The sequence below is a fragment of the Roseococcus microcysteis genome, from assembly GCF_014764365.1.
In the GTDB taxonomy this organism is placed as follows: domain Bacteria; phylum Pseudomonadota; class Alphaproteobacteria; order Acetobacterales; family Acetobacteraceae; genus Roseococcus; species Roseococcus microcysteis.
On record NZ_CP061718.1, the window covers coordinates 2,838,578 to 2,864,760 of the forward strand.

23 protein-coding genes are annotated in these 26,183 nt (G+C 72.3%); 12 read left to right on the forward strand and 11 right to left on the reverse strand.

Annotation, left to right across the window (positions count from 1 at the left end):
• The first annotated feature begins 61 nt into the window (after positions 1-61).
• The 7 genes from ICW72_RS13705 (at position 62) to ICW72_RS13735 (ending at position 6,581) form a co-directional block, all read left to right on the forward strand.
• Positions 62-601 carry a Bug family tripartite tricarboxylate transporter substrate binding protein gene (locus ICW72_RS13705; protein ID WP_269749854.1) on the forward strand — a complete coding sequence of 180 codons (540 nt, stop codon included), beginning with the start codon at positions 62-64 and terminating at the stop codon, positions 599-601.
• 7 nt (positions 602-608) lie between these two features.
• The gene (locus tag ICW72_RS13710; protein ID WP_191083218.1) at positions 609-1,946 is read left to right on the forward strand and encodes a hydrolase; all 1,338 of its coding nucleotides are present in this window, start codon (positions 609-611) and stop codon (positions 1,944-1,946) included.
• Positions 1,943-2,560, forward strand: a complete 618-nt coding sequence (locus tag ICW72_RS13715) for an HAD family hydrolase (RefSeq protein WP_191083219.1) — start codon at positions 1,943-1,945, stop codon at positions 2,558-2,560. The genes ICW72_RS13710 and ICW72_RS13715 overlap by 4 nt, the downstream gene beginning before the upstream one ends.
• 118 nt (positions 2,561-2,678) lie before the next feature.
• The gene (locus ICW72_RS13720; RefSeq protein WP_191083220.1) at positions 2,679-3,698 is read left to right on the forward strand and encodes an ABC transporter substrate-binding protein; all 1,020 of its coding nucleotides are present in this window, start codon (positions 2,679-2,681) and stop codon (positions 3,696-3,698) included.
• A 62-nt stretch (positions 3,699-3,760) separates the two neighbouring features.
• Positions 3,761-4,456 carry an ABC transporter ATP-binding protein gene (locus ICW72_RS13725; RefSeq protein ID WP_223880590.1) on the forward strand — a complete coding sequence of 232 codons (696 nt, stop codon included), beginning with the start codon at positions 3,761-3,763 and terminating at the stop codon, positions 4,454-4,456.
• Entirely contained in the window at positions 4,456-5,247 is a 792-nt protein-coding gene (locus tag ICW72_RS13730; protein WP_223880976.1) for an ABC transporter permease, read from the forward strand. The genes ICW72_RS13725 and ICW72_RS13730 overlap by 1 nt, the downstream gene beginning before the upstream one ends.
• Positions 5,244-6,581, forward strand: coding sequence for a cytosine deaminase (locus ICW72_RS13735; protein ID WP_191083222.1), 1,338 nt, complete (start codon positions 5,244-5,246; stop codon positions 6,579-6,581). Before ICW72_RS13730 ends, ICW72_RS13735 begins: the two co-directional genes overlap by 4 nt.
• On the opposite strand, the gene ICW72_RS13740 is transcribed toward ICW72_RS13735, so the two are convergent.
• From ICW72_RS13740 to ICW72_RS13755, 4 genes are read right to left on the reverse strand one after another with little or no spacing between them, the layout of a single operon-like run.
• Entirely contained in the window at positions 6,570-7,151 is a 582-nt protein-coding gene (locus ICW72_RS13740) for an NAD(P)H-dependent oxidoreductase (protein ID WP_191083223.1), read from the reverse strand. The genes ICW72_RS13735 and ICW72_RS13740 overlap by 12 nt on opposite strands.
• Positions 7,151-8,548, reverse strand: a complete 1,398-nt coding sequence (locus ICW72_RS13745; RefSeq protein ID WP_191083224.1) for an FAD-binding oxidoreductase — start codon at positions 8,546-8,548, stop codon at positions 7,151-7,153. Before ICW72_RS13745 ends, ICW72_RS13740 begins: the two co-directional genes overlap by 1 nt.
• Positions 8,545-9,345 carry a creatininase family protein gene (locus tag ICW72_RS13750; protein WP_223880591.1) on the reverse strand — a complete coding sequence of 267 codons (801 nt, stop codon included), beginning with the start codon at positions 9,343-9,345 and terminating at the stop codon, positions 8,545-8,547. Before ICW72_RS13750 ends, ICW72_RS13745 begins: the two co-directional genes overlap by 4 nt.
• A gap of 27 nt (positions 9,346-9,372) precedes the next feature.
• Positions 9,373-10,641: an O-antigen ligase family protein gene (locus ICW72_RS13755; RefSeq protein ID WP_191083226.1), complete on the reverse strand. Its 1,269-nt coding sequence runs from the start codon at positions 10,639-10,641 to the stop codon at positions 9,373-9,375.
• A gap of 169 nt (positions 10,642-10,810) precedes the next feature.
• Between ICW72_RS13755 and ICW72_RS13760 the strand changes: the two genes are divergently transcribed.
• Genes ICW72_RS13760 through ICW72_RS13775 form a run of 4 tightly spaced genes read left to right on the forward strand, consistent with a single transcriptional unit; the run spans position 10,811 to position 14,736 of the window.
• On the forward strand, positions 10,811-11,731 hold the full coding sequence (locus ICW72_RS13760; protein ID WP_191083227.1) for an NAD-dependent epimerase/dehydratase family protein: 921 nt from the start codon (positions 10,811-10,813) through the stop codon (positions 11,729-11,731).
• Entirely contained in the window at positions 11,728-12,684 is a 957-nt protein-coding gene (locus ICW72_RS13765; protein WP_191083228.1) for a glycosyltransferase family 2 protein, read from the forward strand. The genes ICW72_RS13760 and ICW72_RS13765 overlap by 4 nt, the downstream gene beginning before the upstream one ends.
• Positions 12,681-13,832, forward strand: a complete 1,152-nt coding sequence (locus tag ICW72_RS13770; protein ID WP_191083229.1) for a Gfo/Idh/MocA family protein — start codon at positions 12,681-12,683, stop codon at positions 13,830-13,832. Before ICW72_RS13765 ends, ICW72_RS13770 begins: the two co-directional genes overlap by 4 nt.
• Positions 13,822-14,736, forward strand: a complete 915-nt coding sequence (locus ICW72_RS13775; RefSeq protein ID WP_191083230.1) for a DUF6492 family protein — start codon at positions 13,822-13,824, stop codon at positions 14,734-14,736. The genes ICW72_RS13770 and ICW72_RS13775 overlap by 11 nt, the downstream gene beginning before the upstream one ends.
• On the opposite strand, the gene ICW72_RS13780 is transcribed toward ICW72_RS13775, so the two are convergent.
• Together ICW72_RS13780 and ICW72_RS13785 are read right to left on the reverse strand one after the other, a co-directional pair.
• The gene (locus ICW72_RS13780) at positions 14,733-16,856 is read right to left on the reverse strand and encodes a GumC domain-containing protein (protein WP_191083231.1); all 2,124 of its coding nucleotides are present in this window, start codon (positions 16,854-16,856) and stop codon (positions 14,733-14,735) included. The two genes, ICW72_RS13775 and ICW72_RS13780, sit on opposite strands and share 4 nt — an antisense overlap.
• Complete coding sequence (locus ICW72_RS13785; protein ID WP_191083232.1) at positions 16,856-18,127, reverse strand: MATE family efflux transporter; 1,272 nt, start codon at positions 18,125-18,127, stop codon at positions 16,856-16,858. Before ICW72_RS13785 ends, ICW72_RS13780 begins: the two co-directional genes overlap by 1 nt.
• 104 nt (positions 18,128-18,231) lie before the next feature.
• Here ICW72_RS13785 and ICW72_RS13790 point away from each other — a divergent pair, with 104 nt between their 5' ends.
• Complete coding sequence (locus ICW72_RS13790; protein WP_191083233.1) at positions 18,232-19,173, forward strand: glycosyltransferase family 2 protein; 942 nt, start codon at positions 18,232-18,234, stop codon at positions 19,171-19,173.
• A gap of 7 nt (positions 19,174-19,180) precedes the next feature.
• Here ICW72_RS13790 and ICW72_RS13795 read toward each other — a convergent pair whose 3' ends face one another.
• From ICW72_RS13795 to ICW72_RS13815, 5 genes are all read right to left on the reverse strand, one after another.
• Entirely contained in the window at positions 19,181-20,251 is a 1,071-nt protein-coding gene (locus tag ICW72_RS13795; protein WP_191083234.1) for a BMP family ABC transporter substrate-binding protein, read from the reverse strand.
• A 60-nt stretch (positions 20,252-20,311) separates the two neighbouring features.
• Positions 20,312-21,229, reverse strand: a complete 918-nt coding sequence (locus tag ICW72_RS13800; RefSeq protein ID WP_191083235.1) for an ABC transporter permease — start codon at positions 21,227-21,229, stop codon at positions 20,312-20,314.
• Between the two features lie 67 nt (positions 21,230-21,296).
• Complete coding sequence (locus tag ICW72_RS13805; RefSeq protein ID WP_191083236.1) at positions 21,297-22,373, reverse strand: ABC transporter permease; 1,077 nt, start codon at positions 22,371-22,373, stop codon at positions 21,297-21,299.
• Positions 22,370-23,872 (reverse strand): ABC transporter ATP-binding protein, encoded by a 1,503-nt coding sequence (locus tag ICW72_RS13810; protein ID WP_191083237.1) that lies wholly within the window; start codon positions 23,870-23,872, stop codon positions 22,370-22,372. The genes ICW72_RS13805 and ICW72_RS13810 overlap by 4 nt, the downstream gene beginning before the upstream one ends.
• Positions 23,869-26,127, reverse strand: a complete 2,259-nt coding sequence (locus ICW72_RS13815) for a xanthine dehydrogenase family protein molybdopterin-binding subunit (RefSeq protein WP_191083238.1) — start codon at positions 26,125-26,127, stop codon at positions 23,869-23,871. Before ICW72_RS13815 ends, ICW72_RS13810 begins: the two co-directional genes overlap by 4 nt.
• Positions 26,128-26,183: the final 56 nt, after the last annotated feature.

A 26,183-nucleotide genomic window follows, 5' to 3' on the forward strand; every position in this document is an offset into this window, starting at 1 on the left:
GGCGCTTTCCCCTCTACATCGTGGTGCGGCGGGAGGGGGGCCGGCCAGCTTCGCGGAATTCCTGGCCGCCGCCCGCACGCGGGCGCCCACCTATGGCTCGCCCGCCGTCGCCTCCCCGCACCATTTGGCCATGGAGATGGTCCGCCGCCGCACGGGGCTGGACGCCACCCATGTGCCCTATCGCGGCGGGCCGGCCGCCATGCAGGATCTGATGGGCGGCAGCGTGGACAGCGTGATGATCGACACCGCCACCGGCCTGCCCTTCATCCGCGACGGGCGGGTGCGGGCGCTCGCCGTGCTGAGCGAGGCGCGCAGCCCCCAGGCGCCCGAGGTGCCCACGATGCGGGAACTGGGCCATGACGCCGTGGCCTTCGGCTGGCAGGGCATGAGCGTGCCCACGGGCACCCCCGCCCCCATCATTGACCGCCTGGCGCGGGACATGATCGCGGCCATCCAGTCCGAACCCATCGTCCAACGCATGCAGGACCTGGGCATCCAGTACCAGCCCTGGACGCCGGCCGAATTCAACGCCTTCGTCGCCGCCGAGAACGCGCAGTGGCGCCCGTTGATCCGGGAACTGGGCATTCGCCTCGACAGCTGAGAACCCCATGAACATCACCCGCCGCGCTACTCTGGGCGCCTTCCTCGCCACGCCCTTCCTCATCCGTGCCGCCCGCGCGCAGGAGGGGCACATCCCCATCCTCATGGTCCATGGCAATGGCGACCACGCGGCGCTGTGGCTGACCACGCTGTGGCGCTTCGAGGCCAATGGCTGGCCGCGCGACCGCCTGCGGGCCGTGAACATGCCCGACCCCGTGGCGCGCGCGAACGATTCCGTGCCGCAGGAGCATCGCAGCTCCAGCGCCGAGCAGACCGAGCGCCTGGCCGCCATGGTGGCGGAGTTCCGCGCCCGCACGGGTGCGGAGAAGATCGCGCTGATCGGCAATTCGCGCGGCGGCTATCCTATCCGGGATTTCGTGGTGCACCAGGGCGGGCATTCGCAGGTCAGCCACGCCATCCTCTGCGGCACGCCCAACCGCGGCGTCTTCGACTGGGAGTTCAACCCGGGCAGCGAGTTCAACGCCCGCAGCCCCTTCCTGCAGCGGCTGAACGGTGGGGCGACGGATGTGGTGGAGGGCACGGCCTTCCTGACCATCCGCTCGGACAATGACCTCTTCGCCCAGCCCGATGGCCGCTTCGTGGGCCGCGCCGGCACGCCCACCGGCATCACCCAGGACGGGCCGGCGCTGCGGGGCGCCACCAACATCCTGCTGCCCGGCCTCGATCACCGCGAGGTGGCCTATCACTGGCGCGCCTTCCGCGAACAGTTCCGCTTCATCGCGGGGCGGGAGCCGGAGACTCTGGTCGTTCCGGCCGAGGCCCGGCCGGTGCTGAACGGGCTGGTGACGAACCTCGTGGCCGGCGCCGCCACCAACCGTCCCGTGGCCGGCGCGGTGGTGGAGGTGTTCCGCACCGACCCCGCGACCGGCGCCCGCATGGGCGAGGCGCTGCACCGCCGCGAGACCGGCGCGGATGGCATCTGGGGCCCCGTCACGGTGGACAGCGCCTGGACGCTGGAAATCGTGCTGGCGGTGCCCGGCCACCCCATCGCGCATTACTTCCGCTCACCTTTCCCGCGCAGCACCGATGTGCTGCACCTGCGCCCGCCCGCGCCGCTGAACGAGGCCGACCGCGCCGCCGCCTGCCTGGTGCGGATGACGCGGCCGCGCGGCTATTACGGCTGGCCGCGCGACGTGGTGCTGCTGGACGGGCGCGAGGCCGCCGAACGGCGCGAGGGCGTGGCGAGCCTGGCCGTCACCACCGCCCGCCTGCCGGCCGAGCGCGCCGGCACGCCCGTCCAGGGCCTGTTCAACCAGGAGCGTGTCTCCGGCCGCGTGCTGCCGCTGGGTGAGAACCGCGTTGCCCTGCTGGAAATGACCTGGTGACGCGCTGGGTCGTCTTCGACGTGGGCGGCGTGCTGGTGGACGAGGCACGGGTCTGGCGCGGCTGGGCCGAACTCGTGGGCCTGTCCGAACACGCCTTCCGCGCGGCGCTGGCGGCCGGCATCCGCGCCGGCAAGGGCATTGGCGGCACGGTGCGGGAGCTGGCGCCGGGCCTCGACATCCGCGCCCACCGCCAGCGCCTGGCCGAGCTGGAAATCCCGCGCGAGGAGGACCTCTACCCCGATGTGCGCCAGGCCCTGGCCGAACTGCGGGCGGCGGGCTTCGCCATCGGCATCGCGGGCAATCAGCCGGAAGGGGTGGCCGAAGCTTTGACTGCGCTGGACCTGGGTGCGGATTTCATCGCGACCTCGGCGCAATGGGGCATTTCCAAACCTGATTCCGGCTTCTTCGCCCGGGTGACGGAGGCCGCGCAGGCGCCCTCCGAGCGCATCGTCTATGTGGGCGACCGGCTGGACAATGACGTGGCTCCGGCGCGGGCCGCGGGGATGCGCCCCCTCTTCCTCCCGCGCGGCCCCTGGGGCGAGGCGCATGACGAAACCCCCCATGTGGCCGAGCGCGTGGAGAGCCTGCTGGACATCCGGGCAGCGCTGGGCTGAGCCGCCCTTGCCTTGGGCATGTTCAGGCTTGCAACCCGCCGCCCGGCGCGGCATCCCTGCTGTTGCAACCCGCGCCGGCGCCAACATGTCCGGTGCCCAGAATGGTCGGAGGCGGTAGATGCGGACTCGCTACAGGATCGAACGGCGCGCGCTTCTTGGCGGCGGCGCGGCACTCGCGCTGGCCGCGGTGCCCGGCGCGCGGGTGGGCGTGGCGCAAAGCCTGGACCGCGTGATCTTCCACACCGATTGGCGCGCCCAGGCCGAGCATGGCGGCTTCTACAAGGCGGTGGCCGACGGCATCTACCGCCGCCACGGGATCGAGTGCGAAATCCGCCAGGGCGGGCCGCAGCAGAACCCCGCGCAGTTGCTGCTGGCCGGGCGCGTGGACGCCATCATGGGCAACGGCTTCCAGGCGTTGAACTTCGTGCGGGAGAACATCCCCTTCCTCTGCGTCGGCGCCATCTTCCAGAAGGACCCGCAGATCCTCATGACGCATGAGGGCAACGGGATCACGCGCTTTGAGGAGATGCGCGGCCGCCCGGTGCTGATCGGCGCCGCGGGGCGCGTCACCTTCTGGCCCTTCCTCAAGGCGCGGTTCGGCTTCACCGATGACCAGATCCGCCCCTACACCTTCAACATCCAGCCCTTCCTGGCCGACCGCATGGCCATCCAGCAGGGCTTCCTGAGTTCCGAGCCCTTCAGCGCCATCCAGGCCGGCGTGCGGCCGCGCGTCTTCCTCATCGCCGATGCGGGGTATGAGAACTACAACAACACCGTGCTGGTCAGCCGCCGCATGGTGGACCAGCGGGGCGAGGTGCTGCAGCGCTTCATGACCGCCAGCATCGAGGGCTGGGCCGGCTACATGGCGGGCCGCGACAATGCGGCGGCCGACGCCGCCATCATCCGCGACAACCCCGAGATGAACGCCGAGCGCATCGCCTATGCCATCCGCGTGATGAACGAGATGGGCATCGTCATGAGCGGCGACGCCGAGCGCCTGGGCATCGGCGCCATGACCGACGCCCGCTGGGAAAGCTTCTATAATTCCTGCCGCGATGCGGGGCTCTATCCCGCGGACATGGATTTCAAGCGGGCCTATGACCTGCGCTTCGTGAACCAGCGGGTGGGCCTGACCTGAGCGCGCCGCCTCTCGTTGCGCTGAAGGGCGTCGCCAAGCGCTACGGCACCGGGACGCTCGCCGTGCAGGCGGTGGACATGGAGCTGGCGCGCGGGGATTTCCTCGCGCTGCTGGGGCCGTCAGGCTGCGGGAAGTCCACCCTGTTGCGGATGATCGCGGGGCTGATCCCGCCCTCTTCCGGCGAGATCAGCTTTCCCGCCGACCCCGCGGCCCGCAAGGGCATCGGCTTCGTCTTCCAGGAGCCGACGCTGATGCCCTGGGCCACAGCCGCACGCAACGTCGCCCTGCCGCTGGAACTGGCTGGCATGCCGAAGCGCGAGGCCCATGCCCGCGCTGTGGAAATGCTGGCGCGCGTGGAACTGGCCGGCTTCGAGGATGCCTATCCGCGTGCATTGTCGGGCGGCATGAAGATGCGCGTCTCCATCGCCCGCGCGCTGGTGACCAGGCCGCGCCTGCTGCTGATGGACGAGCCCTTCGCCGCACTCGACGAGATCACCCGGTTCCGTCTGAACAATGATCTGCTGAACCTCTGGCGGGATGAACGCTTCACCGTGGTCTTCGTCACCCATTCCGTCTTCGAGAGTGTGTTTCTCGCCGAGCGCATCATGGTCATGGCGCCGCGCCCCGGCCGCGTGGTGCGGGAGTTGCACGTGCCCGCCGAGGACCGCGACGCGCCGGAATTCCGCACCTCCGCCAGCTATGCCGCGCATTGCCGCGAGGTGAGCCACGCGCTCGCCGCCGCGATGGAGGTGGCGTGATCTCGCGCGCGCAGGCGCTGCGCTGGTTCGCCCCCGCGGTGCTGGGTTTTCTCGCGCTGGCCGCCTGGGAATGGGTGGTCTGGGCGCGGGAAATCCCGCCCTTCATCCTGCCGGGCCCCGTGCAGATCGCGCGCACCCTCGCGCGTGACTGGGATTCGCTCTCGGTCTCCCTGCTGGTGACGGTGCAGATCACCTTCGCGGCACTCGCCGTCGCGGCCTCGCTGGGGCTGCTGCTGGCCATTCTCTTCGCGCAATCGCGCGTGATCGAGATGAGCCTGTTTCCCTATGCGGTGGTGCTGCAGGTGACGCCCATCGTGGCCATCGCGCCGCTCATCATCATCTGGGTGGATGACGTGCGGGCGGCGCTGCTGATCTGCGCCTGGATCGTCGCCTTCTTCCCCATCCTGTCCAACACGACGGTCGGACTGCAAAGCACGGACCGGAACCTGCTGGACCTGTTTCGCCTCTACGGCGCCTCACGCTGGCAGGTGCTGTGGCGGCTGAAGCTGCCCTCGGCCATGCCGTATTTCCTGGCGGGGCTGCGGATTTCGGGTGGGCTCGCGCTGATCGGCGCCATCGTCGCGGAATTCGTGGCGGGGACGGGGGGCACCGCCTCGGGCCTGGCCTATCGCATCCTGGAATCCGGCTACCAGTTGCAGATCCCGCGCATGTTCGCGGCACTCGTGCTCGTCTCCGGCACGGGCATCGCCATCTTCATGGCGCTGTCGCTGCTGTCCCACCTCCTTCTGCGGCGCTGGCACGAAAGCGCCGATACGGGTGAACACCGATGATGCAGGCATTGCGGGCCACGCTGGCCGGGGCAGGGGCGCGCTACTGGCTGCGCGACGCGCGCGTGCCGGCCTCGCTGGTCGAGGGCGCTCCTGGCGCCCCGGACGCGCAGGACCTGCTGCGGCTGGATGTGCGGATCGAGGACGGCCGTATCACCGCCCTTGCCCCCCTGGGCACCGCGACGGAAGGCCCGTCGCTCGATGGCGGGCAGCTCTGGCCCGGCCTGGTGGACGGGCACACGCATCTCGACAAGGGCCACATCTGGCCGCGCCGCCCCAACCCCACCGGGGATTTCGCCGGCGCCCTGGAAAGCGTCATGGCGGACCGCGACGCGAACTGGTCCGCACGCGACATCGCCGCCCGCGCCGATTTCGCCCTGCGCTGCGCCCACGCCTATGGCACGGTCGCCATCCGCACGCATCTCGACAGCTACATGCCCCATGCCCCCATCGCCTGGGAGGCCTTCCGCCGCCTGCGCGAGGCCTGGGCCGGGCGCATCACATTGCAGATGTCCTCCATCTGCCCGCTGGACCGCTTCGCCAGCGCGGAGGGCGAGGAGTTGGCCGATATCGTGGCGCGCACAGGCGGCGTGCTGGGCATGGTGACGCGGCTGACCGGCGGCGTGCATGAGGACCTGCCGCCCGACTTCCAGCCCATGCTGGACCACTTCTTCGCCCTGGCCGAGGCGCGTGGCCTCGACCTTGACCTGCATGTGGATGAAAGCGGCGAGACCGGCGCCCGCGCGCTCCGCGAAATCGCGCTCACGGCGTTGCGGCGCGGCTTCAAGGGGCGCATCCAGTGCGGGCATTGCTGCTCGCTCTCGCTCCAGCCAGACGCCTATGCGCGCGAGACCATCGCGCGCGTGGCCGAGGCCGGCATCTCCATCATCGTGCTGCCCATGTGCAACATGTACCTCCAGGACCGCGTGGCCGGCCGCACGCCGCGCTGGCGGGGTGTCACGCTGGTGCATGAGATGCGCGCGGCCGGCGTGAACGTCTCCGTCGCCTCGGACAACACGCGCGACCCCTTCTACGCCTATGGCGACCTCGACATGGTGGAAGTGATGCGCGAGGCCACGCGCATCCTGCACCTGGACCACCCGCCCACGGGCTGGGCGGCGGCGGCGGGCGCCAACCCGGCGCGCGCCATGGGCATCGCGGCGGGGGTGATCCGCGTGGGTGCGGTGGCGGACCTCATCGCCTTCCGCGCGCGCGGCCTGACGGAATGGCTCAGCCGCCCGCAGAGCGACCGCATCGTGCTGCGCGCCGGCCGCTTGCTGGACGCGACCCCGCCCGATTACCGGGAGCTGGACGAAGCGCTCGGCCTACCAGGCTGACAGCCGCGCCTTCACCTTCGCCAGGAAGCGCGTGCGGTCGGCCGTGCCCCGCGTGTCCATTCGCGTGAGATAGAGCCAATCGATCGGGCAACCCTTCGCGCAAAGCCGCCGGATGCCGCCCGCGATCACCCTCCGGTCCGGCCACAGCAGGAACAGCAGCAGCCAGAGCGGCGAGCCATAGGTCGTCACCACCCCCATGCGCTTGATGTTCCCCAGCGCGGGCTGGATGGCGCCCTCGCTGAAGGTGAAGGTGACGCCTGGCACCCAGACGCGGTCGAACCAGCCCTTCAGCATCGCGGGCATGCCATACCACCAGGTGGGGTAGACCAGCAGCAGGGCGTCGGCCCGGCGCAGCTGCGCGATCTCGTGCTCGATGCCCGCCTGGTTCGCGCTCTCGTCATTGTAGACGCCGCGTTCCTCGGCACTCAGCACCGGGTTGAAGCCCTCGGCATAGAGGTCGCGCAGTTCGACCTCATGGCCGCGGGCCCGCAGCGCCTCCAGGGCCGTGTCCCGCAGAGCCGCGGAAAAACTGTCGGCGCGCGGGTGGCAATAGACCATCAGGACGCGCATCACTCGGCCTCGTCGTCGGATGCCGGGAACAGGTAGACCTTGCCCGGCCGATCCGGCGTCCAGTCCGGATCGTCCCAGGCCAGCATCTTGCCGGGGTTGAGCAGGCCCAGCGGGTCGGCCTGCCGCTTGAAGGCGAGCTGCGCGGCATCCACCTGCTTCATGCCGCCTTCCTCCAGCGTGAAGGCGTGCGGGTTGAAGATGGGCGCGCCGGAATCCTCATGGATGCGGATGATCTCGGCGAGGCGCTCCTCCGTCGTGAAGCGCACCAGTTGCAGCCCGAAGCAGCACACCTTCCCGCCGAGCCGCACGTATTCGAGGTGGATGGGCACCTCGTCGCCGAACTCGCGTTCCATCCGCGCGATCAGCGCCAGGTGATCCGGCGCGGGGAACAGCGTCTGGAGGTAGGTGATGGAACGGTCCACCTTCAGCGCCTGGAGCGTGGTGTGGTTCCAGGTGAACTCATAGGCGGGGATGGGCGCGTCCTCAGTGCGGAGGCGCGCCACCTCGCGGCCGCGATGCCGTGCCAGCAGTGGCGCCAGCGCGTCGAGATAGGGCGGCGCCACCATGGCCAGCACCACCGCCTCGGTGTCGCCCAATGCCGGGAAGCCCTTGAAATATTGCTGCGCGATGGGCGCGGCCAGCACACAGACCAGCTTCTTCACCACGCCGTCCATGGCGGTCAGCGCATCGCCGAAGCGCGCCGCGTCCATCAGCGAGGGAAAGGCCAGCGTCAGGTCCAGCCAATCCTCGGCGGGGGCCAGCGGCATCTCCACCTCGGTGATGATGCCCGTCGTGCCATAGGCGTGGTTGGCGAGATCGAGATCGGCCCCGCGCAGTTCCAGCACCCGCGGCGTCGCTTCCATGGTCACCATGCGCAGCCCCAGCACATTGCCCGGCTCGCGCAGGATGCCCCAGGTGCAGGAGCCGATGCCGGAAGACCCGCCGCCGATGAAGCCGCCGATGGTGGCGGTGCGCTTGGTGGAGGGGTGGAAGCGCAGCTCGCCCCCCACCGCCGCGCGGGTGTGGCGGTCCATGTCGATGATCTTGGCACCCGCCTGGGCGCGCACGAGGCCGGGCTTCGCCCAGAGCACGGCGTCCATGGCCGACATGTCCAGCACCACCCCGCCCAGCAGCGGCATGGCCTGGCCGTAATTGCCCGTGCCCGCGCCGCGCGTGGTGACGGGGATGCGCCGGGCGTGGCATTCCGCCAGAAGCCGGATCACCTCTTCCTCGTTGCGCGGCACGGCCACCACATCGGCGCGCGCGCCGTTCAACTGGCGCTTCAGCACGGGGCTGTACCAGAAGAAGTCGCGGCTTTTCTGGCGCACCAGCGCGGGGTCGGTGATCCAGTCGAGGCCGGGCAGGGCGGCCATCAGGCCCGTGATGTCATGGGTCATGGCAATCCCTCGGGGGTCTGTTCGAGCCAAGCGGCGATGTCGCAGCGGCGCACCGCCTCCAGCAACGCCGCGACGCGCGTGGCCGCGTGGTCCAGGATCGCGGCGCCGGCCTCCACCGTCGCGGCGGCCGCATCGCCCACCGCGCCGGCGGGGTGCAAATCCTGCGCCTGCCAGGCCGGCGCCGCCCCGCTGCCGGGCGCGAGCGGCGCCTCAAGCCCGGCCCAGGCCGAGCGGAAATCCCGCGCCTGTTCCATCCGCACCCGCGCGGGGTCCAGCGTCAGCATCAGGCTGGTTTCCACGAAGCCCGCATGGATGCCGAAGCGGTCTTCCTCCGCGCCCACCAGCCCGGGTGGGTTCCCCATCCGCCCCGGATTGGCGGCGACGGCGAAGAGCCCCGCCTCGATCCGCAGCCGCCGCGCCAGGATCTCCATGATCTGCTGGTTGCCGCCATGCGTGTTCAGCAGCACCAGCCGCTTCACCCCCGCACGCGCCACCCCGTGCCCGATCTCGGTCCAGAGCGCCAGCAGCGTCTCGGGCGAGCCCGTCAGCGAACCCGGAAACCGCCCATGCTCGACCGAGCAGCCGATGGCCTGCATGGGCAGCACCAGCACCGGGAAATCCTCGGGCAGCCGGGCCAGCGCCGCGTCCAGCACGCCCTCGTTGATGCGCGTGTCCACCGACAGCGGCAAATGCGGCCCATGCTGTTCGGTGGCGGCCAGCGGCAGCACGGCCACCGTGTCGGGCGGCAGGCCAGCGAAGTCGGTCCAGGCCAGGTCGGCCCAGCGGCGGGAGGGCAAGGGAGGCATGCATCCGCTTACCGCGGATCAACCAGGGCGTGCCAGTTCCCGCGCGCCCTCCGGTGCCACAAGGCCGAGCCAGCCCAGCACCCACAGGATCAGCAGCCCGTCGCCGCGCAGCAGCGCGGCCTCGGTGTTGGCATGGATGGCGCCCACCAGCAGCAGCATCAGCACCCAATAGCCCAGCGCGCGCCGCTTCCCCGCCAGCCGCCACAGCGCCACGGCCAGGGTCAGCGCCGCCGTCACCGCCAGCACCGCGAAGCCCACCCAGCCCAGTTGCAGCACCACCTCGCGCCAGCCGCTGTGCGAATCGGGCGCGGGCCATTGCAGGTCGAGCCAGATGAGTTCAGCCGGCGTCAGCCCCTGCAGCCAGAAGGCGGCGAAGCCGTGGCCCAACAAGGGGCGCTGCGCGATGGCGCGGTCCACGCTGGCCCAGATGTCGGTGCGGCCGGTCAGCGTCTCTTCCTTGCCCAGCAGGTCGAAGAAGCCCTCGGTGCCGAAGGCGCCGGCGAAGCCCAGCGCGGCGGCGGTGAACCCGCCCACCCCCAGCAGCAGCAGCGCCAGCCAGGCGCCGCCCGCCCGCGCCGCCAGCCAGGCCAGGGTCAGCCCCAGCACCAGCAGCGCGAGCACCAGCGCGGTGGAGGACCGCGCCAGCACCAGCATCACCAGCAACAGCAGCGCGATGGCCATGTGCCGCCCCGTGACCCGGCCGGCGGCGAGCATCAGAAAGCCCAGCGCCAGCATCCCGTGCAGCAGCGCCGTGCCGAAGCCGTTCTTCTGAAGGAACACCCCGCGGATGGCGTTGCTGTAGAACCCCTCGTCGAAGCCGATGGCGGGCCGCAGCAGGGCTTCCAGCAAGCCCAGCGCCACTGTCAGCAGCACCACGCCCAGGAAGAGGCGCATGGCCCGGTGCAGTCCCAACTCGCTGAACAGCAGGAAGAGGAACAGCATCTGCGCCGCCACGGCGACACTGCGGCGCAGGCTCTGCCCCGGCGCCTGGGACCACAGGATGGAGGCGCCCGCCAGCGCGAAGAGCAACAGGAAGGGCCAGGCCGCCAAGGCGAGCCGCGCCACCCGCGCCGGATGCCGCAGGGCGAAGCCCAGGCCCAGCAGCAGCACCGCCGCCTGGATGGCCGTGTTCACCGGGTTGGAGCCCGAGAGGATGGCGGCCGGGTCGGGCGGTGCCAGCGAAATCCGCGCGCCCAGGTAGTTGAAGAGCGCCACGACCATGACGGCCAGCACGAGCCGCCCCGGCGCGGCGGCCAGGGGCGGGGCGGCGGCGAGGGCCGTGCTCATCGGGCCTTCTCCCCGCGCCAGCGGCGCCGACATTCCCGCATCTGCCTTCCCGTGGTGTCCCGCCTGCATCCCGCATAGCGGGTGGGGCCGGGCGAAATCAAATGCCGCGCGGCTGGCGGCGCGGTGCCGCTGCGCTACAACAGGTTGCATGGGCGTCCAAACCCTTCTCGTGACCGGGGCCAGCGGCTTCATCGGCGGCGCCATCGCCCGGCGCCTGGGCGCGCGCGGGGATATGGCGGTGCGGGCGGCCTCGCGACGGGCCCTGCCGGGCGGCGCGCGGCTGGACCTGACGGACCCCGCCACCCTGCCCCCCGCGCTGGCCGGCGTGGACGCCGTGATCCATTGCGCGGTGGGCGACGCGGCCACCACCATCGCCGGCACGCGGCACCTGCTGGCGGCCGCCCGCGCGGCGGGGGTGCGGCGCTTCGTGCATCTCAGCTCCGTCAGCGTCTATGCCGCGACCGAGGGCGCCCTGGCCGAGGACAGCCCGCGCGTGACCTCCGAAGGCGCCGGCTATGCCCATTGGAAGGCCGCCGCCGAGCGGGAATGCGAGGCCGCCGGCATCGAGACCGTGCTGCTGCGCCCCGCCATCGTTCATGGCGCGGGTTCCGTCCTGTGGGTCGGCAAGATGGGCGCGCGGCTGCGCCACGGTCTGGTGGGCGAGATGGGCGCGGCGGGCGAGGGCTGGTGCAACCCCGTCCATGTGGAGGACGTGGCGGCGGCGGCCGAGGCGGCGCTGACCGGAAGGCCCGGCGCCTACAACATCAGCGGCGCGGCGCCCCTCACCTGGAACGCCTATTTCGCCGGGCTGGCGGCGGCGATGGGCCTCGAAGCGCCACGCCTTTCGCCCGCGCGGGTGGCGCGGAATGCCTGGCTGTCCCTGCCCCTGAAGGCCTTGGCGCGCGCGGCCCCGGCGCTGCGCCCGCGCCTGCCCGCCTTGGTGGAGGCCCCGGCGCGTGGCGAGCTGGCGCTGTTCCGCCAGCGCGTCACCTACCCGATCGAGGCCGCGGCGGAGGGCTTGGGCTGGCACCCCGCCATCAGCGTCGCGCAAGGATGGGCCGAGGGCGCGGCCTGGCTTCGCGCCGCATGAGCACGCCCGTGGCCAGCATCGTCATCACCACGCACAGCCGGCCGCTGCTGCTGGAGGCCGCGCTGCGTTCCTGCCTCGCCCACGCCACCCGGCGCGGCCTGGAGTTCGAGGTGGTGGTGGCCGACAACAGCCCGGATGGCCATGCGGCGGCGGTGCTGGCGCGCCTCGACCCCCATGTGCCGCTGCGCGCGGTGCCCTGTTCGCCGCCCAACATCTCGGTGGCGCGCAATGCCGGGCTGCGCGCCGCCCGCGCCCCCCTGGTGGCCTTCCTGGACGACGACCAGGAGGTGGAGCCCGGCTGGCTCGACGCGCTGGTGGACACGCTGGAGCGCACGGGCGCCGATGCCGTGCTGGGTGCGGTGCGGCCGCTGCTCCCGCCCGGTGTGGACCCCGCCCCCTGGGACCCGGAGAGCCGCCAGTTCAGCCGCCTCAGCCCCATGCCCGAGGGCGCGCCCGTCATCGCCGGCGGGCCTTCCCGCACACGGGACTTCGTGGTGGGCGCCGGCAATTCCCTCTGGCGCGCCGCCACCTGCTTCACCGAGCCGGAGCCCTTCGACCTCGGCTACGGCGCCTGCGGCGGCGAGGATCTGGAGCTGTTCCTGCGGCTGGAGCGGGCAGGGCGGCGCTTCGCCTGGTGCCCCTACGCCGTGGCGCTGGAGAAGGTGCCGGCCAGCCGCTTCGCCCTGCGCTATGCGCTGCTGCGGGCCTATTCCGGCGGACAGGTCTTCGCCGCCCTGTCGCGGCGCCATGGCGGTGGCGGCACCACCCTGCGCGGCGCGGTGCAATTCCTGGCCATGGGGCTGCTGGCCCTGCTGCTCTGGCCCTTCCCCGACGCGCGGGGCCGCTTCGGCCGGGCCGCGCTGGCGGCGGCGGCGGGGCTGGGCAAGCTGACCTGGTGGCGGCGCGTGGCGCTCTACCATGCCGAGGCGGCGCAACGGGCGGGGGCCACATGAACTTCGTCGTCATCGGCTGCGGCTTCGTGGCCGACTACTACATGGCCTCGTGCCCCGACCATTCGGGGCTGCGGCTGCTGGGCGCCTTCGACCGCAACCCTACACGGCTGGACGCCTTCGCGCGCTTCCACGGCACGCGCGCCTATCCCAGCCTGGAGGCCGTGCTGGCGGACCCCGAGGTGGCGCTGGTGGTGAACCTCACCAACCCGCGCAGCCATGTGGAGGTCAGCCGCGCCGCCCTGCTGGCCGGCAAGCACGTCTATTCCGAAAAACCCCTGGCCCTGACCATGGCCGAGGCCGAGGAGCTGGTGGCGCTGGCCGCCGAACGCGGCCTCGCCTTGGCCGCCGCCCCCTGCAACCACCTGGCCCCTCCGGTGCAGGAAATGGCCGCGCTGGTCGAGGCCGGGCGCCTGGGCCGCCCCCTCATGGCCCAGGCCGAGATGGATGACGGGCTGATCCCCTTCCAAGGCCACGAGGCCTGGCGCAGCGCCTCCGGCGCGCCCTGGCCCGCGGCCGACGAGTTCGAGATGGGCTGCGTGCTCGAACATGCGGGCTACCAGATCGGCCCGCTGGTCACGCTCTTCGGCCCGGTGCGGGAGGTGGTGGCCATGCCCGCGCAATTGCTGCCCGAAAAGGGCGAGGGGCTCGGCCCCATGAACCCTGATTTCTCGGTGGGCGTGCTGCGCTTCGACCATGGCGTGGTCGCGCGCCTCAGCCTGTCCATCATCGCGCCCCATAACCGCTTGCTGCGGGTGGTGGGCACGCAGGGCTTCGCCACCATCCCCGATGTCTGGGACAACCGGGCCAGGCTGCGCCTCAGCCCCACCGGCAAGGGGCTCCGGCACCGGGCCGCGCGCAAGCTGGAACTCAAGCTGGGCGCCTTCCTGCCCGGCGTCACCCTGGGCCGTGCGCTGCCCGTGCCCTACCGCCCGCGCCCCAAGGGCCGCCCGCCCATGGACTACCTGCGCGGCGTGGCCCAGCTGGCCGCCCAGGTCGAGCAGGGGGCACCGTCGCTGATGGGGCCGGACCTTGCCCTGCACGTCACGGAGGTGACGCTGGCGCTGCAATCGCAAGAGGCCGCCGGCCGCATCCAGACCATGCGCACCGGCCTGGCCGCCCGACCCAGGGAAGCCCGCCTTGCCCGCTGACACGCCGCGCATCGGCATCCTGACCTGTTCCTTCGCCGGCGATTTCCCCCTGTGCCGCACCCTGGCGCGCAGCGTGGAGCGCTTCGCGGAGCCGGACGTCCTGCACCGCATCGTGGTGCCGCGGCGTGACCTGGCGCTGTTCGGGTCGCTGGCCGGCCCGCGCACCGAGATCATCGCGCAGGAGACGCTGCTGCCGCGCGGTTTCCTGAACCTGCCGCGCCCGCCGGGCGCGATCCGGCGCTTCATCCCGGCGCTGCGGCGCGAAATCTACCTGACGCCCGTCGGCCTCGTGCGCGGCTGGATCATGCAGCAGATCGTGAAGTTCGCCGCGGCCGCGGCCATGCCCTGCGACGTCGTGATCCACGCCGACAGCGACACCTGCCTGATCCGTCCGCTCGACCCCGCTTCCCTGGCGCCCGGGGGGCGGGTGCGCCTCTACGCCCTGCCCGGCGAGGGCCGGCTCGACACCCACCTGCCCTGGCACGCCGCAGCCGCCGAATTGCTGGGCCTGCCGCCCTGCGACTATTTCGGCGCGGACTATATCGGCTCGCTCATCACCTGGAATCCGGAGAGCGTGCGGGCCCTGCTGGCCCGCGTGGAATCGGTTGCCGGGAGGCCGTGGACGCGGGCGCTGGCGCGGCGCTGGCAATTCTCGGAATACATCCTCTACGGCGCCTATGCCGGGCGGTCGGGGCTCTGCCCGATGCCGCACGCGCCCTCATCGCGCTCGCTCTGCCACAGCTCCTGGGGGCATGACGTGCACAGCCCGGAGGGCGTGGCGCGCTTCGTCGCCGCGCTGGAGCCGCACCATCTGGGCGCCGACGTGCAATCCACCGAAGGGCTGGACGCACCGGCGCGCGAGGCGATCTTCGCCGCGCTGGAGGCGCGGGCGGCGGAGCTTTAGGTCGCCAGCGCGGCCAGCGGCCCCGGCAGCACTTGGCGCCGCCCGGTGAAGGCCAGGCCCGGCAGCGCGCCGCCGGCCGCCAGGATCTCATCCCGCCGGGCGCGCGCGGCGCGCAGCGTCGTCACCTCGCCCCGCACCACCAGCAGGTTCGCGTCCATCAGCCCCGCGAGGCGCCGTGCGGCGTAGCCCGAGCCATCGGCGCCCACCACCAGGATCACGTCGAATTCGCGCTTCAGCAGGGCCAGCATGCGCGCGGCCTCGGCCTCGCCGGCGCGCGGGTCGGTCAATTGGCTGTGCTGGGATTCATAGGCCACCCAGAGGCGCTCATGGGCGGTGGGGAAGGCGAGGACATGGCCCTCCACGCGCTCCACCGCCTCGGGCGTGCCGCCCAGGGCGCGCAGATGCGCGGCGCCATCGGTCTGCAGGTCCAGCAGCAGCACCGTGCGCCCGCGGCGCCGGGCGAATTCCTCGGCCAGGGCGCGGGCCAGCAGGCCGCGCGCGTCATCGCCTTCGCCCGCCAGGTGCAGCACTGGCCGAGGGCCCACCTGGTCCAGCAGCAAGCCTGCCAAGTCGGCCAGCGGGGCCTCCTCCTCCGGCCGGGCGAAGCTGGCCAGCACGGGCAGGCGGAGATTGGCCACGGCCTCGCCCGGCGTGGCGGGGGTGCGGCGCAGCAGCGTCAGCAGGACGAGGCCGGCGCCGGCCAGGGTGAAGCCCGCCACCAGCCCGGCGGCGGCGAAGAGCAAGGCGCCGCTGCGGCCCTCGAAGGGCGCGGTGGGGGGCTGCACGAGCTGCACCGCTGCGGCCCCCCCGCGCCGCGCGCTTTCCTCCAGCCGCACGCCGGCCTCGCGTGCGGCCAGTGTGCGGGTGATGCCATCCAGCGCGTCGCGCCGGCGGAACAGGTCGCGCAGCACGGCATCGGCGCCGCGCAGGGTGGTGGCGCGCGCCTCGGCCTCGCCGCGCTGGACGCGCACCTCCTCCAGCTGGCGCGTCAGGCTGTCCATTTCGATGCGCGCCGCGATGACGCGCGCTTCCAGCGCGTCGCGGTTGGGGTTGCGGATTTCGCGGCGGGTGGCGAAGGCCGTGCGCTCATTGCGTTCCAGCGTCTGGCGGACATTGGCGATGCGCTGGTCCAGCTCCCGCAGTTCGGGCGCGCCGGGGGCGTAGTGGGTCGCGATGTGGCGGCGTTCCTGCAACAGCCGGGCGAGGGTGTTCCGCGCCTCGTCATTGGGGGCGAGGTTCGTGGCCTCGCTGCCGGCGAAGACGCGCTCTGGCTCCGCCGCCAGACGCTCCTGCGCGGAGGCGAGCTGCGCCGCCGCCGCCGCCCGCTGCTCGCGCAGGCTGTTCTCACGCTCCAGCAGGGCGTTGAGCCGTGCATTGGCCAGCGCGATGTCCTGTCCCAGCTCCATCACGCCGAAGCGCGCCTGGGCCTCCTGGATCTCGCGCTCGATGCCGCGCAGCTCCTCGCGCTGGCGGGCGAGGTCGGAGGTGAGAAGCCGCGCCCCGCCCTCCTGCCCGGTTTCCGAACGTTGGCGCAGATAGGCCTCCAGCACCGCCTCCAGCACCAGCGTGGCCCGCGCGCGGTCGGTCGCACGGTAGCGCAGGCGAAGGATGTTGGTGGAGGGCTCGGTGTCCGCGCGCAGTGCGCGGCCGAGCATCGTCGTCGCGGCCTCGACCTGTTCCTCCGGCGTCAGCGCCCGCTGCCAGGGGCGGGGGTTGGCGAGGCCGGGGGCGATGGTGGCGGGCCCCAGCCGTTCCACCGCGCGGCGGGCCACGGGGCGGCTGGTGGCGATCTCCATCTCGGAGCGCACGACGCGCAGCTGTTCCACCGTCTGCACCGTGGGGCCGAGGCCGGAGAGGTCGGCGGCCCCCACGCTCTCGCGCGTCACCTGGATGAGCATGCTGGTCTCGGCCTCGAAGACCGGCTGGCGGGTGAGGGCGAGCGCCAGGCCGCCCGCGACAGGAAGCCCGAAGGCCAGCAGCAGCACCCAGCGCCGCAGCCAGAGCGTCACCAGCAACTGCGCGGGCGTGAGGCGGCGCAGCGCCAGCACATCCGCGCGCTCCGCCTCGGCGGGGGCGGCGGCGCGGGGGCGGGCGACGGGGGCGGAGACCGCGAGCGACATCAGGCCCCCGTGGTAGCGCAGCTTGGCCGCGCGGGGGAGGTTTCGCGTGCCACCTCGCGCCACAGCAGCGCGCCCAGCGCCGCCTGGCCCGCCGCCAGCACCATCAGGCTGCCCGGCCCGCCCAGCCACAGGATCATGGGCACCAGCGCGACCACCACCGGCCCCGCGACGATGCCGATGCGCAGCGCCAGCGCACGAAACCGCGAAGCCGCCTGCAATTGCCCCGCGGCGATTTCCGTCACCGCCTGCAGCCCGATCACCAGCGTCCAGAGCGCGACCAGTGGTCCGATTCCGTCATAGCGCCCCTGGAGCACATGCAGGCGGACCATGTCCCACACGCCGCCCAGCAGCAGCGCATAGGCCAGCACCGCGCCCAGCAGCCCCAAGGTCGCGATGACGGCCTGGCGGCGGATGCGGTGCGCTTCGCCCGCCGCGCGCAGCTGCGCGAAGCCGGGGATGAGGGTGCGGTTCACCCCCACCAGCAGCAGCGCGGCTGGGGTGAGCAACATGCGGGCGGCGTTGACCTCGGCCACCGCGGCGAGGCCCGCCAGCAGGCCCAGTATGTAGAAATGCGCCTGGTTCTGCGCCAGCGTCACCGCGACCCCGCCAACGGACCAGCGCCCCTGGTCCCACACCGTCCGCAGCCCGTCGCCCATGCCGCGCAGCCCCTGCCGCAGCGGCAGCCGGGCGGTGGCGGCCGCGACCACCGCCGTGACCGCGCAAGCCGCGCCATGGCCGGCCAGCGCCGCCACCGGCACCGCGAGCCCGAGCGCCAGCCCGGCCAGGGCGAAGCCGGCCCAGAGCAGCGCGTTCAGCCCATCCAGCGCCAGCGCCGCCTGGGGCCGCAGCAACGCCAGGCGATGCACGCGCAGGAAATCCTGCGCGACCGCGGCCGGGATGACGAGCAGCGTCACCGTCACGAAAGGCGTGGCCCAGCCCGCCGCCACCAGCGCGGCCAGCGCCAGCAGGCAGACCAGCGAGACGCCCCCCGCCTGCGCCAGCAGCAGGGCGGCGGCGAAGGCGGGCCGCGCGGCCTCGGGCCGTCCGTGCTGGGCCACGATGAACTGGCTGCCGAACATGCCGCCGGCGAAGCTGTTGGCCACCACCACCGCCATGTAGCCCAGCGCGTAGAGGCCGAATTCCTCCTTCGTGCCGAGGCGCAGCACGGCCAGCGCCACCGCGAAATTGGCGAGGCTGATCACCGCCTGGTCCGCGATGCCGGCCAGGGTGCGCCCGCGCGGCCCCGTCAGCAGGCGCGGCAGGGCGGGCATGGAGGAGGGCGGACCGGGGGTTGCACCCCTCCCCTCTACAGGCCGGAGCGGCGCGGGGCCACCGCCGCTTGCCGCGCGGGGCGCGCCCCCACATCCTGCGCGCCATGCCGCCCCCGCGCCTGAGCGTCGTCATCCCCTGCCATGACCGCATGGACCTGCTGGCGCGCACGCTGGACGCCCTGGCCGCGCAACGCCTTCCGGAGGGCACGGAATGGGAGGTGGTGGTGGCCGACAACCACCCCGACGCCCTGGCCCGCCCGCTGGTGGAGGGCTTCGCCGCGCCGGTGCCCTTCCGCCATGTGGTCGCGACGCCCCACCGCAACATCGCCGCCGCGCGCAACCGGGGGGTGGCGGCCGCGCGCGGGGAATTCATCGCCTTCGTGGATGATGACGAGGCGCCGGAGGAAGGCTGCCTGGCCGCGCATCTCGCCGCGCTGGAGCGCACCGGGGCGGATGCCAGCTTCGGCCCCAAATTCCCGGTCTTCGAGGGCGGCGCGGCGCCGGACTGGGACCCGGAGGGCGAGTATTTCCGCACCGACCTGGCCCTGCCGCCCGACACGCGGCTGAACCCGCTGGACTGGTGGCATGCCGGCGGGCGGGGCGTGGGCACGGGCAATTCCCTGCTGCGCCGCGCCACCTGCCTGGTGGGCGAAACCCCATTCAACGAAACCCTGGGCCGGGCGGGCGGCGAGGACACGCTGCTCTTTTTCACCCTGGCCAAGCAGGGGCGCCACTTCATCTGGACGCCCGATGCGCGGGTCGAGGAGGTGAACCAGCGCGGGCGCCTGACGCCCGACTACATGCGCGCGCGGCTGGCCCGCAGCGCGCGGCATTCGGCGCTGTTCCGCGCGGCGGTGAGCGACCGGAAATGGGCCGCCTGGGCTATGGCCTGGGGCATTGGCGCGGCGCAGGTGGCGGTGCACGCGCCGCTCTATCTGCTCAAGCGGCGCGGCCCGCCCTCGGCCTGGATGCGCCACCGCTTCGGCATCGCGAAGGGGTTGGGCAAGCTCGGCCTGGGGGCGGATTTGGACTTCGTGCGGGAATAGGCCCCGCTCAGGGCATCTGCACCTCAATGCCCTGGTAGAAGTAGTTTTGGGCGCGGATCTGGTCGTCGGTCAGGCGCTGCCCGGCGGGGATGACGCTGGTGCCGTCCTGCCGCGTGATCGGACCCTCGAAGGGGTGCAGCGTGCCGGCGGCCAGGGCGTCGCGGATGCGCTCGGCCTCGCTCGCTTCCTCGGGCGTCATGTTGGTGAAGGGCGCCAGGCGGAACATGCCGGAATCGAGGCCGCCCCAGGTGTCGCTGGGCTGCCAGCTGCCGTCCAGCACCGCGCGGGCGCGGGCCACGTAGTAGTCGCCCCAATTGTTCACGCTGCTGGTGAGGTGCGCGCGCGGGGCGAAGCGCGTCATGTCGGACGCCTGGCCGAAGCCGAAGACATTGCCGCGCTGCTCGGCCAGCTGGAGCGGCGCGGGGCTGTCCGTGTGCTGGCAGATCACGTCGCAGCCCTGGTCGATGAGCGCGCGGGCGGCATCGGCCTCGCGGCCCGGGTTGAACCAGGCGCCGGCCCAGACCACGCGGATGCGCATCTGCGGGTCCACGGACCAGGCGCCGCGCATGACGGTGTTGATGGCGTGGATCACCTCCGGCACCGGGAAGGAGGCGACATAGCCGATGGTCTTGCTGCGCGACTTGCGGGCCGCGATCACGCCCTGGACGTAGCGGCCCTCATAGAAGCGGGCGTTGTAGATGGCGAGGTTGCGGGCGGTGGCGGTGCCGGTCGCACTCTCCCAGAACACGTTGGGGTTCTGCGCGGCCACGCGCTGCGTCGCCTGGAAATAGGAAAAGCTGGTGGTGAAGATGAGGCGCGAGCCCGTGCGGACCAGCTGCGTCGCCACGCGGTCGAAATCGGGCGGGGCCACGGCCTCGACCTGGGTGGCGCGCACCCGGTCGCCCAGCACCTCCAGCATGCGGCGGCGGCCCTGGTCGTGCATGGTGGACCAGCCGAAATCGCCCACGGGGCCGATCAGGATGAAGCCGACGTTCAGCGGCGCCTGGGCGGCGGCCGGGGAGGTGGCGGCGGCAAGCGCGCCACCGCCGAGCAGGATGTTGCGGCGGGACAGGGTCATGGGGCGGGGGTCTCCTTCGCGGGCGCCACTACACATTCGTGACGCCCCTGTCATCCATGATCAGCGGTCCGGCACGAAGGGCTGGCCCAGGGATTGCGGCCCGGCCGCCCCCCCGCGCCGCAGCCGCATGATCAGCACCAGCACGAGGATGGTGATGAGGTAGGGCATGGCCGCCAGAAGCTGCGTCGGCAGCGGCACCCCGGCCGATTGCGCGTGCAGCTGCAGGATGGTGACGCCGCCGAAGAGATAGGCCCCCACCGCCGCCCGCCAGGGCAGCCAGGAGGCGAAGACCACGATGGCCAGCGCGATCCAGCCGCGGCCGGCCGTCATGCCCGAGGTCCAGAAGGGCGTGTAGACCAGCGAGAGATAGGCCCCCGCCAGCCCCGCGCAGGCGCCGCCGAACAGCACCGCCAGGAAGCGCACCCGCAGCACATGGTGGCCCAGCGCATGGGCCGAGGCGTGGTTCTCGCCGCAGGCGCGCAGCACCAGCCCCGCCCGCGTGCGGAACAGGAACCAGGAGACGCCGGCCACCAGCGCGAAGGCGGCATAGACGAAGGGGTCCTGCGCGAAGAGCACGGGGCCGAGGAAGGGAATGTCCGACAGATAGGGGATCGCGACCTGCCCGATCCCCTCCCGCTGCACCCCCACGAAGGGCGCCCCCACCACGCCCGAAAGCCCCAGCCCGAAGATGGCGAGCGCCAGCCCCGCCGCCACCTGGTTGGTGGCGAGCCCCAGCGTCAGCAGTGCGAACAGCGCCGCCATGGCCATGCCCGCCAGCACCGCCGCCAGCACGCCGAAGGCGCTGGACCCCGTGGTGATGGCGGCCGCGATGCCCACCGCGGCGCCCATGATCATCATGCCCTCGACGCCCAGGTTCAGCACGCCCGAGCGTTCCACGACCAGTTCGCCGATGGCGGCGATCAGCAGCGGCGTGGAGGCGGTGATGACCGTCAGGAGGATGGCTTCGAAAAGGGTCATTCTTGCGCCCTCAAACGCCGGGCGCTTTGCGGCCGGATACTCGTGGCGCGATTCCGCTCCTGCCCGGTCATGCCTCCGCCCTTCGCACCCAGCGCACGCGATACAGAAGCAGCGTGTCGCAGCCCAGCACATAGAACAGCAGCAGCCCCTGGAAGACGCGCGTCACGTCCAGCGGCATCTGCATCATGATCTGCGCGTTCTCGCCGCCGATGAAGGTGATGGCCAGGAACACGCCCGCGACAAGGCACCCCACGGGATTCAGCCGGCCGAGGAAGGCCACGATGATGGCCGTGAAGCCATAGCCGGGCGAAAGCCCAGGCTGCAGCATCCGCACCGTCCCCGCGGCCTCCAGCACGCCGGCCAGCCCGGCCAAGCCCCCCGCGATGGCAAAGACCGTCCAGGTGAGGCGCTTCGCGTCGAAGCCCGCGAAGCGCGCGGCGCGCGGCGCCTCGCCCACCAGCGTGATCTCGAACCCCTTCAGCGTGCGCGCCACCAGCACCGCCGCCAGCACCACCACCAGCAACATGATGGGCGTGCCGAGGTTCAGCCTTCCGCCCTCCATCAGCAGCGGGATGGTGGCCTCGGGCGCGAAGACGACAGTCTGGGGCATGTTGAAGCCCTGCGGGTCGCGCCAGGGGCCGCGCACCAGCCAGTCGAGCAACAGTTCGGCCACATAGACCAGCATCAGGCTGGTCAGGATTTCATTGGCGCCGAAGCGCGTCTTGAGCAGCGCCGGGATCAGGGCGAAGAGCGCGCCGCCCAGCGCGCCCATCACCAGCATGGCGGGCAGCACCCAGGCGCCGGCGCCCGCGCCATGCGTGGCCACGGCCAGCCAGCCGCCCGCCATGGCGCCCATGAGGAACTGCCCCTCGGCGCCGATGTTCCAGTTGTTCGAGCGGTAGCAGAGCGCCAGCCCGACCGCGATCAGCACCAGGGGCGTGGCCTTCACCGCCACCTCCTGCAACCCCCAGAGGTCGGAGACGGGCATCACGAAATAGACGAACAACGCCTCCAGCGGGTCGCGCCCCATGGCGAGGAAGACCAGCACGGCCGAAACCAGCGTCAGCCCCACCGCCAGCACAGGCGAGGCCAGGGTCAGCGCCCATGGCGTCTCGGCCCGGCGTTCCAGGACGAGGCGCCTCATGCGGCACCCCCCATCCGCAGGCCTATGGCCTCGCGCGTCAGGCCGCCCACGGGTTCGGCCGGCGAGAGCCGGCCGTGGAACAGCACCGCGATGCGGTCGGCCATCTCCAGCAGTTCATCGAGATCCTGGCTGATGACCAGCACAGCCGAACCCTCCCGCGCCAGGTCCAGCAGCGCCTGGCGGATCAGCCCCGCCGCCCCCGCATCCACCCCCCAGGTGGGCTGCGACACCACCAGCAGGCCAGGCTTGCGCAGCACCTCCCGCCCCACCACGAATTTTTGCAAGTTGCCGCCGGAAAGCGCCCGCGCCTCCGGGTCGCGCGGGCCTTTCCGCACGTCGAAGGCGCGCGTCACCGCATCCACCCAGCCCAGCATCCGCCCGCGATCCAGCATTCCGTGGCGCACCATGCCGCTGGCCGCATGGCCGGAGACGAGGGCGTTGTCGGACAGTGTCAGGCGCGGTGCCGCGGCATGGCCCAGCCGTTCCTCCGGCACGAAGGCCGCGCCTCGGCGGCGGCGGGCGTTGATGTCGGCGCGGCCCACCGCCGCGCCATCCAGCACCACCTGCTCCGCGCGCGGCGCCAGCACCTCGCCGGACAGGGCAGCGAACAGCGCCTCCTGCCCATTGCCGGCCACGCCCGCGATGCCCAGCACCTCGCCGCGACGCAGATCGAGCGAGACCTCCTTCAGCCCTACCCCATGCGGGTCATCGGCTGGTGCGGACAGCCCGCGCACGGAAAGCCGCACCGGCCCCCCGGGCGGTGCGGCGGCATGGCGCAGCGCGGCCACCTCGCTGCCCACCATCATGCGCGCGAGGCTCGCGGCCGTTTCCGCGCGCGGGTCGGTGCGCGCCACCACCCGGCCATGGCGCAGGATGGTGGCGGTCTCGCAGAGGCGCCGCACCTCCTCCAGCTTGTGCGAGATGTAGAGCACGGCCCGCCCCTCCGCGCGGATGCGGTCCAGCGTGGCGAAGAGGCCCTCGCTCTCCTGCGGCGTCAGCACCGAGGTGGGTTCGTCCAGGATCAGCAGACGCGGGTCCTGCATGAGGCAGCGCACGATCTCGATGCGCTGCCGCTCCCCCACCGAAAGCCGCCACACCTCGCGCGCGGGTTCGAGCGGCAGGCCATAGGCGCGCGAAACTTCCGCCAGGCGGGCGGCGATGCGCGGCACGGGCTCGGCGGCGTCCAGCGCCAGCGCCACGTTCTCCGCCACGGTCAGATTGTCGAACAGCGAGAAGTGCTGGAACACCATGCCGATGCCCAGGGCCCGCGCCGCGCGCGGCTCGGGCAGGTGGACCGGGCGGCCTTCCCAGGCAATGTGCCCGGCTTCCGGCTGCAACAGCCCATAGAGCATCTTCACAAGCGTGGACTTGCCCGCGCCATTCTCGCCCAGCAGCGCATGGGCCTCGCCGGGCATGACGCGCAAATCCACATGGTCATTGGCGATGAGCGCGCCGAAGCGCTTCACCAAACCGGTGGCGTCGAGCAGCGGCGTGCTCATCGCCCGTGCAGCGCGGCCCAGAGCTTTTCCGGCGTGGCCGGCATGGTGATTTCCGCACCCACGGCGTCACGGATGGCGGCCATCACGGCCTGGGGGGCCGCGATGCAGCCCGCCTGGCCCGTGCCCTTCACGCCCAGCCCGTTCGCCTCGGTCGGCGCATCCTCGCGCAAGCTGATGTCCAGCGCCGGCAGATCGGAGGCGCGGGGCAGGCAGTAATCCATCAGCCCCGCCGTCAGAAGCTGGCCGCTCTCCGCGTCATAGCGGATGGCCTCCAGCAGCGCCTGGCCGATGCCCTGCACCACGCCGCCCTGCACCTGGCCCAGCGCCAGCATGGGGTTCAGCAGGCGGCCATAATCATCCACGGCGGTGTAGGCGCAGAGGGTGCATTCGCCCGTCTCCGGGTCCACCTCCACCTCGGCGGCATGGGCGCCATTGGGGAAGGTGCAGAGGTCGAGCGCGTGGCGCGCCTCGCCCTCCAGCGGCGGTTCCTCGGCGGCGAGTTCGGCCAGTGTCACACTCGCGCCATCGGCCAGGGCGAAGCGGCCGCCGGCATAGTGCAGGGATTCGGGCGCGGTCTGCAGCAGACGCGCGGCGCGGCCGCGCGCCTCGGCCAGCAGGTTGTGCGCGGCCTGGCGCATGGCCTCGCCGCCCATGTGCAGGCTGCGCGCGCCGCCATGGCCATTGCCGAAGGCCACCAGGTCCGTGTCGGCCTGGATGTAGCCAATGCGCTCCATGGGCAGGTCGAGCTGGTGGGCCACATATTGCGGGAAGCTCGTCTCGTGCCCCTGCCCGTTGGACTGGGTGCCGATGGCGAGCGTCACACCCCCCTCCGCGTCCACGCTCAGCTTCGCCCATTCGCCGAAGGCGCCGCGCGCGGTTTCCAGGAAGGCCGTGAGCCCGAAGCCGCGCCGCTTGCCCTGCGCTTCGCTGGCCGCGCGGCGGGCGGGGAAGCCCGCGCGGTCTGCCAGCGCCGCGCATTCCGTGAGCCTTGCGGCGAAGTTGCCATCCCGCAGCTCCATGCCCAGCGCGGAGCGATAGGGGAACTCACCGATCATGTTGCGCGCCCGCAGCGCGGCCGCATCCTGCCCCATGGCGCGGGCGGCGTGCTCGATCAGCGTCTCGATGATGTAGTTCGCCTCAGGCTTGCCCGCGCCGCGATAGGCCTCCATGGGTGCCGTGTTGGTGAAGGCGCCGCGCACCGTCATGTGGATGGCGGGGATGGCATAGACGCCACCCATGGCGGTGGCCGCCGCGTTGGTCGGGCAGTGCGGGCCATTGGCCGAGAGATAGGCCCCCATCTCCGCCACGCCGTCGAAATCCAGCGCCAGGAACCGCCCCTCCGCATCCAGCGCCAGCCGCCCCCGCCCGTGCAGGCCGCGCCCATGGGCCGAGGCCGCGTAATCCTCGCCGATGCGGGCCGTCCAGCGCACGGGCGCACTCAGTTCGCGGGCGGCGTGCAGCAGGCAGACATGCTCGGGAAAGGCCACGTTCTTCACGCCGAAACCGCCGCCCACATCGGGCACGACCAGGTGCAGCGCCTCGGGCGGCAGCTTCATGGCGGCGCAGAGCTGGCCACGCATGGAATGCACATTCTGCCCGTTGACGATGAGGCTGAGGCGCGTGGCCTCCGGCACCGCCACGGCCGCCCGCGGCTCGATGGGCGCGCAGGTGACGCGGGGGTTGGGGATGTCCGCCTCGACCACATGGGCGGCCCCCGCGAAGGCGGCCTCCACCGCCGCACGGTCGCCCTTGTGCCAGAGGAAGGCGAGGTTGCCCGGCGCCTGTTCGTGCAGGGTGGGCGCGCCCGGTGCCAGCGCCGCGTCGTGGTCCGTGACGGCGGGCAGCATGTCGTATTCCGCGAGGATGAGTTCCGCCGCGTCCTCGGCCTGATGCGCCGTCTCGGCCACCACACAGGCCACCGCCTCGCCCACATGGCGCACGCGGTCCAGCGCGAGCGGCGGGTGGTCCGGCTTCACCAAGGGCGTCTCCGCCGCCAGCACGGAGGAACAGGGCAGGCCGCCGATGCCCGCCTCCGCCAGCATGGCGCCCGTCAGCACCAGGCGAACCCCGGGGGCGGCGCGGGCCGCCGTCACATCCAATGCCAAGAGCCGCGCATGGGCGTGCGGGCTGCGCAGGAAGACGGCGTGCAGCGCGCCCGGCTGCGCCAGGTCGTCCACATAGCGCCCCTCGCCCTTGAGGAAGCGCGCATCCTCGACGCGACGGATGGATTGGCCGAACAGGCTGATGGCGTTCATGAGGCGAAACTAGCCCCGGATCGGCTTCGGTGGAATCACCGAAGCCGCGCAGCCGC

What these genes read in the sequence shown, in the direction of transcription:
- ICW72_RS13710 (WP_191083218.1), top strand. Translation starts at nt 609, where the DNA reads ATGAACATCACCCGCCGCGCTACTCTGGGCGCCTTCCTCGCCACGCCC.
- ICW72_RS13720 (WP_191083220.1), top strand. Translation starts at nt 2,679, where the DNA reads ATGCGGACTCGCTACAGGATCGAACGGCGCGCGCTTCTTGGCGGCGGC.
- ICW72_RS13735 (WP_191083222.1), top strand. Translation starts at nt 5,244, where the DNA reads ATGATGCAGGCATTGCGGGCCACGCTGGCCGGGGCAGGGGCGCGCTAC.
- ICW72_RS13740 (WP_191083223.1), bottom strand. Translation starts at nt 7,151, where the DNA reads ATGCGCGTCCTGATGGTCTATTGCCACCCGCGCGCCGACAGTTTTTCC.
- ICW72_RS13745 (WP_191083224.1), bottom strand. Translation starts at nt 8,548, where the DNA reads ATGACCCATGACATCACGGGCCTGATGGCCGCCCTGCCCGGCCTCGAC.
- ICW72_RS13755 (WP_191083226.1), bottom strand. Translation starts at nt 10,641, where the DNA reads ATGAGCACGGCCCTCGCCGCCGCCCCGCCCCTGGCCGCCGCGCCGGGG.
- ICW72_RS13765 (WP_191083228.1), top strand. Translation starts at nt 11,728, where the DNA reads ATGAGCACGCCCGTGGCCAGCATCGTCATCACCACGCACAGCCGGCCG.
- ICW72_RS13770 (WP_191083229.1), top strand. Translation starts at nt 12,681, where the DNA reads ATGAACTTCGTCGTCATCGGCTGCGGCTTCGTGGCCGACTACTACATG.
- ICW72_RS13780 (WP_191083231.1), bottom strand. Translation starts at nt 16,856, where the DNA reads ATGTCGCTCGCGGTCTCCGCCCCCGTCGCCCGCCCCCGCGCCGCCGCC.
- ICW72_RS13785 (WP_191083232.1), bottom strand. Translation starts at nt 18,127, where the DNA reads ATGCCCGCCCTGCCGCGCCTGCTGACGGGGCCGCGCGGGCGCACCCTG.
- ICW72_RS13790 (WP_191083233.1), top strand. Translation starts at nt 18,232, where the DNA reads ATGCCGCCCCCGCGCCTGAGCGTCGTCATCCCCTGCCATGACCGCATG.
- ICW72_RS13795 (WP_191083234.1), bottom strand. Translation starts at nt 20,251, where the DNA reads ATGACCCTGTCCCGCCGCAACATCCTGCTCGGCGGTGGCGCGCTTGCC.
- ICW72_RS13800 (WP_191083235.1), bottom strand. Translation starts at nt 21,229, where the DNA reads ATGACCCTTTTCGAAGCCATCCTCCTGACGGTCATCACCGCCTCCACG.
- ICW72_RS13805 (WP_191083236.1), bottom strand. Translation starts at nt 22,373, where the DNA reads ATGAGGCGCCTCGTCCTGGAACGCCGGGCCGAGACGCCATGGGCGCTG.
- ICW72_RS13810 (WP_191083237.1), bottom strand. Translation starts at nt 23,872, where the DNA reads ATGAGCACGCCGCTGCTCGACGCCACCGGTTTGGTGAAGCGCTTCGGC.
- ICW72_RS13815 (WP_191083238.1), bottom strand. Translation starts at nt 26,127, where the DNA reads ATGAACGCCATCAGCCTGTTCGGCCAATCCATCCGTCGCGTCGAGGAT.